Annotated in this window: 8 protein-coding genes and 1 pseudogene; 5 read left to right on the forward strand and 4 right to left on the reverse strand. The window is 71.3% G+C overall.

Annotated features, from left to right (window positions below; translation table 11 throughout):
- Positions 1–560 precede the first annotated feature (560 nt).
- The 4 genes from OG510_RS03810 to OG510_RS03825 all read left to right on the forward strand — a co-directional run bounded on the left by OG510_RS03810 (position 561) and on the right by OG510_RS03825 (position 11,642).
- Complete coding sequence (locus OG510_RS03810) at positions 561–2,462, forward strand: alkyl/aryl-sulfatase (RefSeq protein ID WP_406135245.1); 1,902 nt, start codon at positions 561–563, stop codon at positions 2,460–2,462.
- 274 nt (positions 2,463–2,736) lie between these two features.
- On the forward strand, positions 2,737–5,292 hold the full coding sequence (locus OG510_RS03815) for a S8 family serine peptidase (protein WP_406135246.1): 2,556 nt from the start codon (positions 2,737–2,739) through the stop codon (positions 5,290–5,292).
- Complete coding sequence (locus OG510_RS03820) at positions 5,292–8,228, forward strand: FG-GAP repeat domain-containing protein (protein ID WP_406135247.1); 2,937 nt, start codon at positions 5,292–5,294, stop codon at positions 8,226–8,228. Before OG510_RS03815 ends, OG510_RS03820 begins: the two co-directional genes overlap by 1 nt.
- A 78-nt stretch (positions 8,229–8,306) precedes the next feature.
- Positions 8,307–11,642: an ATP-binding protein gene (locus tag OG510_RS03825; protein WP_406135248.1), complete on the forward strand. Its 3,336-nt coding sequence runs from the start codon at positions 8,307–8,309 to the stop codon at positions 11,640–11,642.
- Positions 11,643–11,805: 163 nt separating this feature from the next.
- Here the strand turns inward: OG510_RS03825 and OG510_RS03830 are convergent, their stop codons facing one another.
- Positions 11,806–12,756: an alpha/beta fold hydrolase gene (locus OG510_RS03830; RefSeq protein WP_406135249.1), complete on the reverse strand. Its 951-nt coding sequence runs from the start codon at positions 12,754–12,756 to the stop codon at positions 11,806–11,808.
- Positions 12,757–12,850: 94 nt separating this feature from the next.
- Here OG510_RS03830 and OG510_RS03835 point away from each other — a divergent pair, with 94 nt between their 5' ends.
- Entirely contained in the window at positions 12,851–13,441 is a 591-nt protein-coding gene (locus OG510_RS03835; protein ID WP_406135250.1) for a TetR/AcrR family transcriptional regulator, read from the forward strand.
- Positions 13,442–13,467: 26 nt separating this feature from the next.
- On the opposite strand, the gene OG510_RS03840 is transcribed toward OG510_RS03835, so the two are convergent.
- From OG510_RS03840 to OG510_RS03850, 3 genes and pseudogenes are all read right to left on the reverse strand, one after another.
- Complete coding sequence (locus OG510_RS03840; RefSeq protein WP_406135251.1) at positions 13,468–14,520, reverse strand: enoyl-CoA hydratase/isomerase family protein; 1,053 nt, start codon at positions 14,518–14,520, stop codon at positions 13,468–13,470.
- Positions 14,517–14,627: pseudogene (locus tag OG510_RS03845) on the reverse strand (acyl-CoA dehydrogenase family protein); the annotation flags it as partial. The gene OG510_RS03840 and the pseudogene OG510_RS03845, both read right to left, overlap by 4 nt.
- Positions 14,628–14,637: 10 nt before the next feature.
- The gene (locus OG510_RS03850; protein WP_406135252.1) at positions 14,638–16,296 is read right to left on the reverse strand and encodes an amidohydrolase; all 1,659 of its coding nucleotides are present in this window, start codon (positions 16,294–16,296) and stop codon (positions 14,638–14,640) included.
- Positions 16,297–16,330 lie beyond the last annotated feature (34 nt).

The following is a 16,330-nucleotide window of genomic DNA, read 5'->3' on the forward strand; positions in this document are numbered from 1 at the left end:
AACGCTCCCCAGGCTCCGCGAGACCACCGCACACTGCGACCTGACGGGACCCACACGAGTGAGGGTCCCCGCCTGCCTCGCCCCGGTCGGGAGGGGGCCGGCCCCAGGCGAACGGTCGGCGGAGACCTCCCGTGCGCCTGGGGAGATGACGCCTGTGCCCGGCCGCCCTACGACGGAGGCTGCCGCTTCCCCGGCGAAGCGGGGAGAGTCTTCGGCATGGCCGCATGAGACCGCTCCGCCCGACGCACTGGGCGCACCTTCCGCCAGACAGGTGTGTCGCCGCTACGCAGCCCGGCCGAGCTGTCGGTCCCTCACGGGCCCCGCCACGAGTGACGTATCACCCGTCCGGCCTCCCCGGGGACCCGAAGGTTCCGCCGAGGCGATGCCCGCACCGGAGCCCGCCGGCACAGACCGCCTCGCCCGAGATCCCGGGCCGCGCGGCCCCTGCGTACCGCCTCGGACGACGCGCCTGCACTCGTGCGAGGCCACTGCCCCGCCGAGAGTGGAGGTGGTCGCGCCGGCCCTGCGAGCGGCCCAACCCTCAGCAAGGGAGATCTCAGTTGTCCCAGCACACCGACCCCAAGCCCGCGCAGCCGACGATCGCCGCCGCCAACGAGGCTCTCAAGACCCGGCTGCCGTTCGACGACAGGCAGGACATGGAGGACGCCAAGCGCGGCTTCATGGGCACGGCAGGGGACAACCTGATCGCCGACCACACCGGGCGCACCGTGTGGAACCTCCACGCGTACGGATTCCTGAACCAGGACTGCCCGGACACCGCGAATCCGAGCCTGTGGCGGCAGAGCCGGCTCTGCGCCGACCACGGCCTGTTCGAGGTGACCACGGGCATCTACCAGATCCGCGGCTTCGACCTCTCCAACATGACGTTCGTCGAGGGCGAGCGCGGCATCCTGGTCATCGACCCGCTGCTCACCGCCGAGACCGCCGCAGCCGGACTCGCCCTGTACCGCGCGCACCGCGGCGACCGCCCCGTCACAGGCGTCCTGTACACCCACAGCCACGCCGACCACTTCGGCGGTGTGCGCGGCGTCGTCACCGGCCAGGACATCGACGGCGGCGTACCGGTCCTCGCCCCCCAGGGCTTCCTGGAGCACGCGGTCAGCGAGAACGTCTACGCCGGCACGGCCATGAACCGGCGCGCCGCCTATACGTACGGCGCCGCCCTGCCCAAGGGGGACCGCGGCCAGATCGGCGCGGGTCTCGGCCTCACCCTGTCCACCGGCGCGGTCGGCCTGATCCCGCCGACGCTCGACATCACCCACACCGGACAGACCGAGACCGTCGACGGCATCCGCATGGTCTTCCAGCTCACCCCCGGCACCGAAGCCCCGGCCGAGCTCAACATCCACTTCCCCGACCATGCCGCCCTGTGCATGGCCGAGAACGCCACCCACAACCAGCACAACCTGCTCACCCTGCGCGGCGCCGAGGTCCGCGACCCCCGCGTCTGGGCGCGCTACCTCACGGAGGCGATCGGGCTGTTCGCCGGAGCGTCGGACATCGCCTTCGCCTCGCACCACTGGCCGGTATGGGGCCGGGAGCGCCTGACACGGTTCCTGTCCGAGCAGCGTGACCTGTACGCCTATCTGCACGACCAGACACTGCGCATGCTCAACCAGGGGCTGACCGCTCTGGAGATCGCCGAAGCCATGCGGATGCCGCCCGCCCTCGAACGTGCCTGGCACACCCACGGTTACTACGGCTCGGTCAGCCACAACACCAAAGCGATCTACCAGCGCTATCTGGGCTGGTTCGACGGCAACCCGGCCCACCTGTGGGAGCATCCGCCGACCGAGGCCGCCCGCCGCTATGTGGAGTTCATGGGCGGCGCCGACGAAGTCGTGCGCCGGGCCAGGCAGTCGTTCGCCGACGGCGATTTCCGCTGGACCGCCCAGGTCGTCAATCACGTACTGTTCGCCGACCCGGACCACTCGGGCGCCCGCGAACTGCAGGCGGACGCACTGGAGCAGCTCGGCTACGGCAGCGAGAACGGCACCTGGCGCAACTTCTATCTCACCGGAACCCTCGAACTGCGCCAGGGACCGGTCGGCACCCCCACCGCCACCACGTCCCCCGACATGTTCGCCGCGCTGACGCTGGATCAGCTCTTCGACGCCCTCGCGATCCGCGTGGACGGCCCACGGGCCTGGGACGCGGACATCGCCCTGCGGTGGAACATCACGGGCCAGGACCCCGTCACCCTGCATCTGCACAACGGCGTGCTCGTCCACACACTCGGCCACGGCCCCGCCACGCCCGACCCGCAGGCCGAGGTCGCCCTCACCGAGGCGGATCTGCGCTCGCTGCTCCTCGGCACGATGAGCCCCGACGAGCTGACGGCCCGCCCGGGCGTCGAGATCAGCGGCGACGCGAGCAAGATGACAGAGCTCCTCAGCTACCTCACCGACCCCGACCCCGACTTCGCCATCGTCACGCCCTGAACACCCTGAGTGTCCTCAAGACCCCTCAAGGCCCCTCAAGGCCCCTCAAGGCCCCTCAAGGCCCCTCATGGTCAGGCGCGTTGACACGTGACGACACAGCTGCCCGTCAGCCCTCGCTGGGCCCGCTCCCCTCCGGAGCGGGCCCAGCGTCATGAGGCGGGACGGCCGGCGGTCTTTCATCGGCGGCCAGGTCTGCCGAGAGCCCTGTAATGCCCGAGTAACGGCGGCTGTCTAGCGTCCGGGCTCCCCCGTACCGTTCCTGGAGGAGCCCTCGATGCACCTGCCCCCACCGCCCCGGCGCAGACGCGCGGTCTGGGCGGCGGCCGCCCTCACCGCGGCCGCCCTGCTGACCGCGACGCTGCCCGCGGCCGCCGCCGGCCCCACCCCGTCGGCCAAGGTCGACTCCGCCCTCTCCGCCGCCGTGGCCAAGGGCGGCGACGCCTCCTTCTTCGTCGTTCTGAAGGATCAGGCCGACCTGTCCGGCGCCCGGAAGCAGAAGACGCACGCGTCGAAGGCCAAGGCCGCCTACAGTGCGCTGACCGCGCACGCCAGGACCAGCCAGAAGTCGATCAACTCCTTCCTCGACGCCCACAAGGCCGGCCACACCGACTACTGGATCGCCAACGCCGTCCAAGTGACCGGCAATCAGGACCTGGTCGACGAACTGGCCGCGCGGTCCGACGTCGCGTCCATCGTCAAAGAGCAGAAGTACAAGCTCGACGATGTCCGGACCGCCGACACGAAGATCACCAAGTCGCGCACGGACTCCTCCGCGAACGGTGACGACACCCCCGAGTGGGGCGTCTCGGACATCAAGGCCGATCAGGTCTGGGACAAGTACGGCGCCCGCGGCGAGGGCATCGTGATCGCCAGCGTCGACTCGGGCGTCCAGTACGACCACCCCGACCTCGTGGCCCAGTACCGGGGCAACAACGGCGACGGCACGTTCACGCACGACTACAACTTCTACGACCCCTCGGGCACCTGTCCGTCGGACGGCACCCCGTGCGACAACAACGGCCACGGCACCCACACCATGGGCACCATGGTCGGCAAGCACGGTATCGGCGTCGCCCCGAATGCCAAGTGGATCGCCGCCAAGGGCTGCGAGTCCGACCAGTGCTCGGACGACAACCTGCTCGCGGCCGGCCAGTGGATCCTCGCGCCGACCGACCACAACGGCCAGAACCCACGCCCCGATCTGGCACCGAACATCGTCAACAACTCGTGGGGCGGTGACGACACGACGTTCTACCAGAACATCGTCGAGTCCTGGAACGCCGCCGGCATCTTCGAGGCCTTCGCGGCCGGCAACGACGGCGACGGTGTGACCTGCTCCACCGCGCACGCCCCCGGCTCGCAGGAGACCTCCTACGGCGTCGGCGCGTACGACTCCAGTGGCACCATCGCCTCGTTCTCCGGTTTCGGACCGTCGCTGGTCGACGGCTCGGCGAAGCCGAACATCTCGGCGCCCGGCGTCGCGGTCGAGTCGACCTGGCCCGGCTCCTCGTACAACACCGAGTCCGGTACGTCGATGGCCACCCCGCATGTCGCGGGCGCGGTCGCGTTGCTGTGGTCGGCCGCCCCGTCGCTGATCGGCAACATCGACGAGACGCGTGAGCTGCTCAACGAGGGTGCCCGCGACGTCGACGACACCCACTGCGGCGGCACCGCCGACATGAACAACGTCTGGGGACAGGGCAAGCTCGACATCCTCGCCTCCATCGACAAGGCGCCGCACACCGCCGGCACCGTGAGCGGCAAGGTGACCGACAAGTCCACCGGCGCCGCGCTGGCCAACATCACCGTCAGGGCCACCAACGCCACCACCGGTACCCGGACCGTCACCACCGGCACCGACGGCACGTACACGCTGGCCCTGAACCCGGGCACGTACGACTTCGCGCTCAGCGGCTACGGCTACGCCGACGCGAAGGTCACCGGTGTCGAGATCACCGAGAACCAGGACCTGACGCAGGACACCACGCTGTCCTCGGTCCCCTCGCACCAGGTCACCGGCACCGTCCTCGACGCCACCGGCAAGCCCCTGCCCGGCTCCACCGTCGAAGTGACCGGCTCGCCCGTCGCCCCGGTCACCACCAACGCCCAGGGCACGTACACGCTGCCGAAGGTAGCCGAAGGCGTCTACACCCTCACGGTGAAGCCCGCCGCACCGGTCCTGTGCAACGGCGTCTACACGGGCTCGCTCACCGTCGCCGCCGACCTCACCGAGGACGTCCGGGTGCCGGCCCGCTCGGACACCGCAGGCAACGCCTGCGCCCCGGCCACGTACTCCTGGATCGCCGGTACGAAGAAGGTCGCCCTGAGCGGTGACGAGGACTCCGCGAAGGTCGCGCTGCCCTTCCCGGTCAAGCACTACGGCGTCTCCTACTCCACCGCGTCGGTGACCACCGACGGCCTGGTGAACTTCCTGTCCTCCCGGGTCGGCGACTACAGCAACACCACGCTGCCCACCGCGGGCGCGAACAGCCCGAACGGCTTCGTCGCCCCGCTCTGGGACGATCTGACCCTCGACAAGAAGTCCTCCGTGCAGACGGCCACCACCGGTACCAAGGGCAGCCGCAAGTTCGCCATCGTCTGGAACAACGCCGCCTACGCGAACGGAACGTCGGGACGCGCCACCTTCGAGGCTGTCTTCGACGAGGCCACCGGCGCCGTGACCCTGCAGTACAAGTCGCTCGCCGACCGGGGCGAGGGTGCCACCGTCGGCATCCAGAACCAGGCCGGTACCGACGCCCTCCAGTACGCGTACAACCAGTCGGTCATCGCCGACGGTTCGGCCATCCGCTTCACCCAGGGAGCCAAGTGATGAGAGCCCACCACTCGCGGCGGGCCCTCCAGCTCGCCTCCGCCCTGGTCGCCGCCGGGCTCTGCCTGAGCGCAGCCCCGCAGGCCCTGGCCGCCGACGACAGCGGCTCGGGGATGAAACTGACCAGCGCCGAGGCCAGGACACTGGCCGCCCACGTCACTCTCGACCCGTACGAGGACGCCAAGGACGGCTCGAAGGCCGACGGCACGACCGACGCAGCCGCCGCGCCCGACAGCGCGAAAGGCACGGCCGCCGGCCCGAAGACGGCGGGCGCCTCCACCGGCGACGCCTCCACCCCTGTCACCTTCACCGCCAAGTCCACGCTGGAAGGCGTGCGCGGTATGGGCGCCACCGTGCCCGTCGGCAAGAACGGCGACTACTTCACCGTCCACAGCCTGGGCAATGTGCAGCGCCACGCCGCCGACGGCAGTTCGAAGTGGGAGCGCACCAACAGCTCGCTCTACACGGACTGGGGCGTCAAGCCGCAGCGCGTGTACCAGACCGAGCCGTACCCGGCCCGCATCCTCATGGGCTACAACGCGGTCTCGCCGTTCTCGCCCAACTCCGACTCGGGATACTCCACCGGAGACCTGACCGGTGACGGTGTCGACGACATCGTCTTCACGGCGAGCGTCGGCGCGGTGCCCTACCGTCCGTTCACCTCGCCCGGCTCGTCGCTGCCCAGCGGCACGTTCGTGACCGTGCTCGACGGATCGACCGGCAAGACGCTGTGGTCGAAGCTGTACGACTACGCGTCGATGGTGAAGATCGTCGACGGCACACTGCTGGTCGCCGACGCACCCCGGATGAGCCAGGACGCCCCCGCCGCCGACACGGCGAAGCTGTCCGGCATCCGCTTCTCCCACGCGGACGGCGCGCTGGCCCCTGCGGACACCTGGACGTACGACACCGGTCAGAGCGCCATGGTCAACTGGGGTGACATCCAGGCCCTCGGCAAGGGCAGGACCGTCGTCTCCTGGGATCTGGCCAAGACCGCCACCGCCGACGGCCGGGGCCGCACCCTCGTCCTCGACACGGCCGACGGGTCGGTCACCTGGCAGACCGACAGCATGCTCTACAGCCGTCAGATCCGGGTGGACACGGGCCGCAAGCGGATCGTCGCCGTCGAGCAGGCCGACTCCACCGACGGGGTGCGCTACGAGATCGCGTCGTACGACCCGAAGACCGGCCGGCGTTCGACGCTGGACAGCCGGATCAACGTGGTGCCGACCGCGCTGACCATCGGTGACCTCACGGCCAGGGCGGGCGACGAGTACGCGGTCGCCGAATCCTCCTTGGACAGCGACCTGTATGTGAACGCCAGCACCGTCCGGGTGCTGAACGGTGCCGACCCCAGCAAGTCGCTGTGGTCGGACACGGTGAAGCGTGACGCGGCCAACTCCGAGGACGGCCCCAGCATCTGGAACCTCCAGGTGGTCGGCGGCAAGCTCGTCACCGCCGCGCAGGACGACGAGAAGCTCGGCACGTCCCAGAACGCGGGCGGCGGCCGCTACGCGACGCTCACCGTGTTCTCCGGCAAGGGCGCGGTCAAGTGGCGGGAGAAGGGCACCGACGCCGCTCCGATGTACCAGGACGTCTTCAGTGACGACCGGGGTACCCATCTGCGGGTCGTCGACCAGAGCCAGAACGTCCGCACCTTCAAGCTGGGCAACGGCAAGCAGGAGACGGTGACACCGCTGCAGGCGGACGTCTCGTACGCGCGGGCCACCGACCTCGACAAGGACGGCAAGTCCGATGTCGTCATGGGCGGTTCGTCGAGCGGCGTGTGGGCCTACTCGGGACCGTCGCTGGCCGCCGGCAAGCCCGAGAAACTGTGGCAGGCCACGGTTCCCGGCGCGGTGCACGACATCGAGACCGGTGATGTCAACGGCGACGGCAAGCCCGAGATCGTCGTCGCCGCGGACAGCGCCGTGGTCGTCCTCAACGGCAGGACCGGCAAGACGCTCGCCACCATCGACGGCGGCGGCCGGTTCGTCCACTCCGCCAAGCTCACCGACCTCGACGGCGACGGCACACTGGACATCCTCGTCCCGACGAACAAACTCAACGCCTACTACGGTGACGGCCACCGGATCTGGTCGTACGCGGCGCCCAAAGCCATCGGCGACGACGCCGTCTTCTCCGACCCGTCGGTCCTCGACGGCCGTGTCTACACCTCGTACTCCAAGGTGAACTCGCTCGACCTGGCCGACCCGGCCGCGGACGCGGTCGCGCTGAACGCCAGGACGGGCAAGGCCAAATGGGACGTCGCGCCCAAGGCTCCGGCCGCGTCGAGCGACGGCGTCATCCACGCGGCCCTCACGTACAACGCGACATTCGCCTCCAAGGAGATCCCGTACGCGGACGGCCACGCGGTCGTCTACCTGTGGGACATCCAGTCGCCGGCCGGCGTCGGCTCCACCGACGCCGACGGCCCGCACCAGTACATGGAGATCCGCGACGGCCGTACCGGTGAGGTCGTGCACTCCACCACGGTCGGCGGGCTGTGGACGCACAGCGACTTCTTCACCGACAGCGGCAGCCTGTACCAGGTGGGCACGTCGTCCTTCCGACGGTTCAGTGGCGAGGGCACGGACGACTTCACCATCTTCGCGGTGCCCGAGTCCCACAATGCCGCCTTCGCGACCGGCCCTGGCGGGCGCAAGCTCCTGATCGGCGGCGTCGAAGGCGGCCTTTTCGCCTGGGACCCGAGCATCTTCAGCTCCACCAACTCCTACGCGTCCAGCGTCGGCGATGCCATCGCCACCGGCGGCCGCAACTACCTGGCCGCCGACCTCGACGGCGACGGCGTCACCGAGGTGCTGTCGCTCAACTCCGACGACTACGGAATGGACCGGATCGCCGAGGACCTCGGCGGCCGCTACCTGTCCACCGACAACGGCATCCATCAGGTCGGCACGTACAAGCTCTCCTGAGCCGGTGCTGACCTGATCCACCGGCCCCCCGGGCCTCGCCCGGGGGGCCCTCAGCATGTTCGATTACAGTGCGCCTTCATGGACGCGCAACTCCCGGACGGCGGCACATCGGCCGCACCGCTGCTGCGTCTGCACCTTTTCGGTGGGTTCAGAGTGACGCGCGACGGCGGCCCCGCGCTCGCCGAACGGTGGCCACGACCCGGCGCCCGGGCCCTGGTGAAACTCCTCGCCGTCGTCCCCGGGCACCGGCTCCACCGCGAACAGGCCATGGACATCTGCTGGCCGGACGCCGATCCGAAGGCCGCCGCGGGCAGCCTGCGTGTCGCCCTGCACGCGGCACGCCGCGCGCTGGAACCCGAGCTGGCCCCGCGCGCCGCCTCGTCGTACCTCGTCTCCGACGGGACGCTCCTGTGCCTCGGCCCATCGACGGTGTGGATCGACGCCGACGACGCCGAGACGTCGGCCCGGGCGGCACTCGCCGACGGCGGAGTGGACGAACTGTCCGGCGCCCTGCGACGGTTCGCCGGCGAGATGCTGCCGGAGGACCGCTATGCGAGCTGGGCCGACGAACGGCGCGGACAGCTCACGCTGCTGCGCGAGCAGCTGCTGCTCCGGCTCGCCCAGGAGCACCTGGAACGCGGCGCAGCCGACGACGCGGTGGCCGCCGCCGAGCAGGTACTCGCGGCCAGCCCCGCCGAGGAGCTGGCCCACCGCGTCCTCATCGACGCCTGGCTGCGCCAGGGACTGCGCAGGCGCGCGGTGCACCAGTACCACGTGTGCCGCGAGATGCTCGACGCGGAGCTGGGGGTACGGCCGGGTCCGGAGACGGAGCGGCTGCACAAGGCCGCGCTGGCCGCCGCCCCCACACCCGTCCCCGCGGCCCCATTGCTCCCGGCACCCCTGCGGGCCGCCCGCACCGCGCTCCCGCTGCGGGGCCGCGCCGCCACGCTCGAACGGCTCCTCGCGGCGGACGGGCCACCGGTCACCCTGCTCAGCGGTGAGGCAGGGGTGGGGAAGACCCGCCTGGTGAGCGAGGTGGCGCGGCGTGCCACCGCGGTCGGCACCGCCGTGCTGTGGGGCGGCAGCCAGGACGCGGAGGGGCACACCCCGTACGGCGCCTTCGCGGAGGCGCTGGACGGCTGGCTCGCCGAACACAGCGCGGCCGAGCGCGCCAGGGCCGGCGCCGAGTACCCCGAACTGGCCTCGTTCCTGCCGTCGCTCGGGCAGGTGGGGACGTCGGGCGAGCGCAGCCCGGAGGAGGAGCGGGACCGGCTCTTCCGGGGCAGCACCGCGCTGATCGGTGACCTGGCCGCGCTGCGCCCGGTGCTGGTGGTCCTCGACGATCTGCACGCGGCCGACACGGGCTCCTACCAACTGCTCAGCCATCTGGCCCGACGTGCCGTGGAGCGGGGGGCGTCGGTGCGGTTCCTGGTGACGTACCGCGAGGAGGAACTCCCCGAGGGCGATGCACGCCGCTCGGCCCTGGCATCGCTGGTGCGCCAGCGCCTCGCCGTACGGGAGGTGTTGGCGCGGCTCGACAGGGAAGCGTGCCTGGCGATGGTGCGCGACGCCGCGGCGGACGTATCGCGCGGCGAGCGGATCCACCGCGTGTGGGAACTCTCCCTCGGCAACCCGCTGTTCGCCCTCGAACTCGCTCGTGGCCTGGCCGACGAGGAGAGCGGCGGCCTCGCCCCCGACGGTGTGCGGGAACTGGTGGCCGACCGGCTCGTACGGCTCGGCACGGACGCCCGCCGCATCGTCGAGGCACTCTCCGTGGCCGGCGGCGACGCCGCGCTGTCCGAGCTGCTCGACGTCGCCGAACACGGGCTGCACCCGCCGGTGTCCGGTGCTGCGGCGGCCGACGCGCTGGAGCAGGCCATCTCCGCCTCGCTCGTCGAGGAACGCCATGTCGTGGTGGCCGGGCGGCCCGAGGAAGGGGTGGCCTTCCGGCACCCGCTGGTCCGGCTGACCTGCTACGAGCAGCTGACCGTGGTCCGCCGCAGGCAACTGCACGCCGCGTTCGCGCAGGCGGTGCAGCGCCGCAGGCCCGACGCCGTCGACACCCTGGCCTCCCACTTCGCTCGCGCCGACGACCCGCGCGCGGCCGAATATCTGCGCCGGGCCGCTGAGCGTGCCGCGGCCCTGTACGCCAACGACACCGCCGACCGCTACTACCAGGACCTGGTGGCCCGGCTGGATGTCGACGCGGCTCGCGCCCGGCTGGCACACGCGCATGTCCTGCGGAGAATGGGCCACTTCGAGCAGGCGGTCGGCACGGTGCGTATCGCCCTGACCGAGTTCGAGCGGCGCGGCGACCACGACCACGCGGTCCTCGCGGCAGCGCTGCTGGCCGAGACACTCGTCAAGACGAGCGCATCCGGGGCCGGCCGCCGGACTCTGCGGGAACACCCGGTGACGGCGGACACCGCGCCGGAACCGGCCGCCGGCCACTTCCTCGCCCTGTCCGTCGTCCGCTGTGTCCAGGGGCGTTACGCGGCAGGGGCGGAAGCCGCCCGGGATGCCCTGGCGGCCGCACGCGGCATGCCGGGCGTGCGGGGGCAGGGGCTGGTGGCCCGTGCCTACGCCCTGCAAGCCGCCAACCTCGGACTCGCCGGCCACTTCGACCAGGCACGCGAGGCGGGTGACAGAGCGCTCGCACCTGCCGAGGCGTACGGGGATCCGACTCTGCTCGGATCTGTCCTGTCGACGCTGCGCGAAAACGCCCGGCGGGCCGGCCGGTTGTGTGAGGCCGTCGAGATCGGGGCCCGCGCGCTCGGCCTGGCCGAACAGTCCGGTGATCCGACCGCCGCCGCCTTCGAGCGGGCGAACCTCGCCGAACTGCGGCTGCTGCTCGAAGAACCCGAGCCGGCCCTGGCCCTCGCCGAACAGGCAGTGGCGGGAGCGGAGGCGTACGACGCCTGGTGCCTCACGTACGCCCTCACGACACTGGCGCGTGTGCGGGTGTTCCTGAGCGAGACAGCGGAGGCCACCGCCCTCCTGGACCGCGCCCAAGCCGTCGCCGACGCGCTCGGGGACCGGCAGGCGGAGCACGAGGTGCGCACGGCCCGTGCCGAACTGGCGCTCTCCGCCCGCCGACCGGACGACGCGCTGCGCGTCCTGGACGGACATGCCGACGACGCGCCCGTGCTGGTGGCCTGGGCGGAACTCCTGGCGGGGCGTGCCGAAACCGCGCTGCGCCTCGCACGCGCCGAGGTGGCGCGAGCGCGGCGCACCGGGGAACGCCTCGCCGAGGTGGAAGCACGGATCGCTCTCGGGGCGTCCCTGTCCCGGCTCGCCCGGACACCGGAAGGCGCACAGGAGCTGACCCGGGCCGAGTCGATGGCCGCACTTCTGCCCTATCCGGCCGGGACGCGCCGGGCGGCATGGGCACGGGGTCTGCTCCGCGAGGGGTGACGCGGACGGGACGCTCGGGTGCGCCCTCGCCGGGACGGTCATCTCGGTGACCAGGACGGTGGGGTCGACGCTCCGGTGGAGGGTGAGGTTCTCGGCCGTGGGGGCCGAGAGCCGGCGGGCAGCGCGGCCCTCGATGTGCGCGGTGAGGGCTTCGGCATTCCCACTACTGCCCGGCACGCTCCTGGTCGATGAACGCGGTCAACGCCTCAACAGTCGCGTCGGGTTGCTCGTCGGGAATGAAGTGTCCGGCTTCCGGGATGAAGACACCCGTCGCCTTCTCCGCCCATGGGCGGATGGAGGCGGCCATGTCGGGGATCGAGCCGTGGGAGCTGGAGATTCCCAGCACCGGGATGCTCAAGTGCCCCCGCCCGAGAGCCTCATGGTTTTTGCGGGCCGATTCCGCGGCGTCGCGGTAGTAGGCGAGAGACGCCTGGAGTCCTCCCTCGGCCGCGATGGCGGCGGCGTAATGGTCGATCTCGGCGTCGTCGAACGCGTCCGGGGACAGCGCTTTGGCCTTCAGGAACCAGCCGACGTAGGCACGCTCGCGCCCGGTGAGCAGAGTCTCGGGCAGTTCGGGCACCAGGTGGAACGCGAAGTGCCAGGTCTTCCAGGCCCGGTCGGGGTCCGTCGGGATGGAGTCCGGGAGGGTGATTCCGGGAATGCCGGCGTCCAGTAGAGCGACACCGTGCAGGCGCTCCTCATACTTCAGGGCCAGCGAGAAGGCGACCCAGGCCCCGATGTCGTGGGCGACGAGCCAGTACTTCGGCACATGGAGCGCGGTCAGCGCGGCCTGGACACGCGAAGCGACGGTGTGCGTGTCGTAGCCGCTCCGAGGGCGGTCGGAGTGCCCCTGCCCCGGCAGGTCGATCGCGATCACACGGAATCGTTCGGTAAGCCCTGGCATCACCTTTCGCCAGGCCCACCAGGTCTGCGGGAAACCGGCGAGCAGGACGACGGTGGGGCCGTCGGGCCGGCCGCCTTCCACGGCGTGCAGCCGGATTCCGTCCGCGTCGACCCAGCGGTGAGTGAAACCCGCGAGGTCGTGCAGCGGCAGCCCGGGGAGCGGGTTCTTCCGGTCAGGGGAGTGGTTCGTGGCCATGGCGTCGTCGGACATGCCGCAGAGCCTAACCCATCTTGGACTGACTAGTTCAAGATGGGTAGGATGGGCAGGGCCGCAGCGGCTGATCCAGAAATGAGGTGCATGCGTGATGGCCGGGAAGAAGCAGTTCGACATGGACGTCGCGCTCGACGCGGCGATGGTCCAGTTCTGGCGGGCCGGATACGCGGACACGTCTCTCGACGACCTCTCCAGGGCGACCGGGCTGAACCGAAGTTCCCTCTACTCCTCGTTCGGCGACAAGGACTCGCTCTATCTGCGCTGCCTGGACCGCTACGCCGCGCGGTACGGAGGCAGGTACGACCAGGCGCTGTCGTGTGCGTCCGAGGAGCCGCTCCAGGCGGTACGGGCGTTCTTCGAGGTCACCCTGCGGCGCATCGCCGACCCCGACGTACCTGATGGATGCCTGATCGCCCAGACCGCGATGGCGGCACCGGTGCTCGGCCCCGCCATCGCCGCCCGCGCCGTCGAGGCCCTGGGCCTTCAGCGCGCGCGGCTGCGGACCGCCCTGGAGGCCGCGCAACTGACCGAGGACGATGCCGACGATTTCGCGGTTCACCTCACGGGGGTCAACCAGGCACTGGCCGTGATGAGCAGGACCAGGGCGAGCCGGCAGCAGCTCCGCACCGTGGTCGACATCAGCATGAGCGCGCTCGCGCACACCTTGCACGCCCGGAGTTAGTGCCCGGGTGGCGGGGTCGCCCCCTGCTATGGGGCCGTGGCCAGCCGGAACTCCTCCCCGGCGGGTGGGGCGAAGTAGCGCGCCACCTCGGTGCCGGTGACCTCGGCCAGGGTGGCCGGTTTCCAGAGGGGGCTGCGGTCCTTGTCGATGACCTGGGCGCGGATCCCCTCGGCCAGGTCGTGCGAGGCGAGCGCGGCGCAGCAACTCCGGTAATCCTGCTCCAGAACACGCTCCAGCGAGCCGAGCCGCCGGGCCCTGCGCATCGCGGCGAGCGTGACCTTGAGGGCCGTGGGCGATCTGCCGGCCAGGGTGTCGGCCGTCGCCCGGGCGGCGGCCGCACCGTGGCCGCGCAGCCGGGCGACGATCTCCTCGACGGTGTCGGCGCCGTAGCAGTCGTCGATCCACGCCCGGTCCCCGGCCAGTTCACCGGGCGACGGCTCACCTGCGTACGGCCGGAGCGCGTCCCCGACCGGTTGTGTGGCGAGGCCGGCCAGCAGCCGGGGCAGGTCGTCCGAGGGTACGAAGTGGTCGGCCAGCCCGCACAACAGGGCGTCGTCCGCACCGACCTGAGTGCCCGTCAAGGCGAGGTGGGTGCCGAGTTCACCGGGCGCGAGGGCGAGCAGATACGTACCCCCCACGTCAGGTGCGAAGCCGATGCCCGTCTCGGGCATCGCGATCCGCGAGCGCTCGGTGACGATACGGACGCTGCCGTGCGCCGAGACGCCGACGCCGCCGCCCATCACGATGCCGTCCATCACGGCGACGTACGGCTTGGGGTAGCGGGCGATACGGGCGTTGAGCCGGTACTCGTCCCGCCAGAAGCCGAAGGAGGCAGTGCCTCCGGCGCGCGCGTCCTCGTAGATGGACCGGATGTCACCACCGGCGCACAGGCCACGGCCCCCGGCACCGGTGATGATCACGGTCTCCACGGCCGGGTCGCTCTCCCAGGCCGCCAGGGCCTCGTCGATGCGCCGCACCATCGCGTGGGTGAGGGCGTTGAGCGCCCGTGGCCGGTTGAGCGTGATGTGGGCCGCGCGGCCCTCGGTACGGAGCAGCACATGCTGCTCGCCGGCGGTCACGGGAACACCTGCCTCGGCCCACGGGCCATGGTGACGCGCATGATCTCGTTGGTTCCTTCCAGGATCCGGTGGGCCCGCAGGTCACGGACGGTCTCCTCGCCACCGTACGCCCGGGGCTCAGGCCCCGGTACCGGCGACCACCTCACCGCCGACGACGACCAGCTCGGCCTCCGTACCCGGGATGTCCTCCGGGCTGATCCGCAGGATGTCCCTGGACAGCACGGTGAAGTCGGCCAGCTTGCCGACGGTCAGCGAACCCCGTTCGTCCTCGAGGAAGTTGGCGTAGGCGGAACCCATGGTGTAGCCGTGGACGGCCGTCTCGACGTCCACCGTCTCGCCGGGCTGCCAGGGCTCGCCGCCGCCGAGCGGACGGCGGGTGACCGCGGTGTAGATACCGATGAGCGGGTCCATCTCGGCCACGTTCCAGTCGCTGGAGAAGGCCAGCACCGCGCCCGCCTCGTGCAGGCTGCGCATGGGCCATGCCTTGTGCCAGCGGTCCGAGCCGATGTTCTCGGCCCAGTCCTGGCCGGGTCCCGCGATCTCGGGGGCGCAGTGCCTCGGCTGCATACAGGCGACGACGCCCAGCTCCGCGAAGCGTGCCGTGTCCTGCGGGTCGAGGCACTCGACGTGGACGACCTGGTGGCGGGCGTCGCGCCGTCCGTTGACCGCGGCGGCGTGCTCGACGGCGTCCAGTACGGTGCGGATGCCCCGGTCGCCGGTGGCGTGCACGAAGCACTGGAATCCCCGGGCGTCCAGCTTGGCGAGCAGCCCGGCGAACTCCTCCGCCGGGTAGAAGGTGTCGCCCCGGTGCCTGCCGCAGCCCGTGTACGGCTCCAGGAGGGCGGCGGTGCGCGGCTCGACCACGTCGTCGATGTAGAGCTTGAGCGGACCGACCCGCATCCGGTCGTCGTTGAAGCGGGCGGCGGTCGCGGCGAAGTCGTCCAGGTCGGCGTCGGTGGTGCCGCGCGGGTGGAAGAGCGCGGCGACGAGGCGCGAGCGGAGCCGGCCCTCGGTGCGGGCGCGGGTGAACAGCTCCAGATCGTCCAGGGAGTTCTGCGGCTCGACCACGGTGGTGATGCCGAAGCGGATCGCGTCGTCGAGGCTCTTGACGAGCCGGCCGTACTGGCGGTCGGACGCGGCCCACGGCACCCCCAGCTCGCGCAGCGCCCGGTGTCCGTCGCGGGACAGCCCCTTGACCGCGAAGTCCTTGATGAATCCGGTGGGTTCGCCCGTGGCCGGGTCGGTCTCGGCCCGCCCGAACGGCAGCGAGGTGGTCTCCCTGCTGACGCCGAGCCTGCGCAGGGCCGCGGTGTTCAGCCATGCGGTGTGGACGTCGTAGCTGAGGACGAAGGCCGGGGTGTCGCCGGTGACCTGGTCGAGGTCGGCCGCGTTCGGCATCCGGCCGTCCGGGATCGCGGAGTAGTCGAACGCCTCGGCCTCGATCCACTCGGCGTCCGGGTGCTCGGCGCACCAGGCGGTGATGCGGTGGTGGATCTCGGTGAGCGTACGGGCTCCGGCGAGCTGGACGCAGGCGTCGTCGGACCCGAGCCGTACGTGGTTGTGGGCATCGATGAAACCGGGCAGCACCAGCCGGCCGGCCCCGTCGACGATCCGGGTGTCGTCGCCCGCCCAGGCGGCCGCCTCCGCGTCGGGGCCGAGCCAGACGATACGGCCGTCGCGTACGGCGAGCGCCTCGGCGGCGGGGAGCCGCGGGTCGACGGTGTGGATACGGGCGTTGCGCAGGACCAGGTCGGCGGGCGCGGTGGTGCGGGTCATGAGGGACGGACTCCTGGGGTAGTACGGGTGGAGC

The organism is Streptomyces sp. NBC_01089 (genome assembly GCF_045162975.1).
Classification (GTDB): domain Bacteria; phylum Actinomycetota; class Actinomycetes; order Streptomycetales; family Streptomycetaceae; genus Streptomyces.

Bases quoted from the DNA above. Each gene is read 5' to 3' on its own strand.
- OG510_RS03815 (WP_406135246.1), top strand. From the start codon at position 2,737: ATGCACCTGCCCCCACCGCCCCGGCGCAGACGCGCGGTCTGGGCGGCG.
- OG510_RS03820 (WP_406135247.1), top strand. From the start codon at position 5,292: ATGAGAGCCCACCACTCGCGGCGGGCCCTCCAGCTCGCCTCCGCCCTG.
- OG510_RS03825 (WP_406135248.1), top strand. From the start codon at position 8,307: ATGGACGCGCAACTCCCGGACGGCGGCACATCGGCCGCACCGCTGCTG.
- OG510_RS03830 (WP_406135249.1), bottom strand. From the start codon at position 12,756: ATGTCCGACGACGCCATGGCCACGAACCACTCCCCTGACCGGAAGAAC.
- OG510_RS03835 (WP_406135250.1), top strand. From the start codon at position 12,851: ATGGCCGGGAAGAAGCAGTTCGACATGGACGTCGCGCTCGACGCGGCG.
- OG510_RS03850 (WP_406135252.1), bottom strand. From the start codon at position 16,296: ATGACCCGCACCACCGCGCCCGCCGACCTGGTCCTGCGCAACGCCCGT.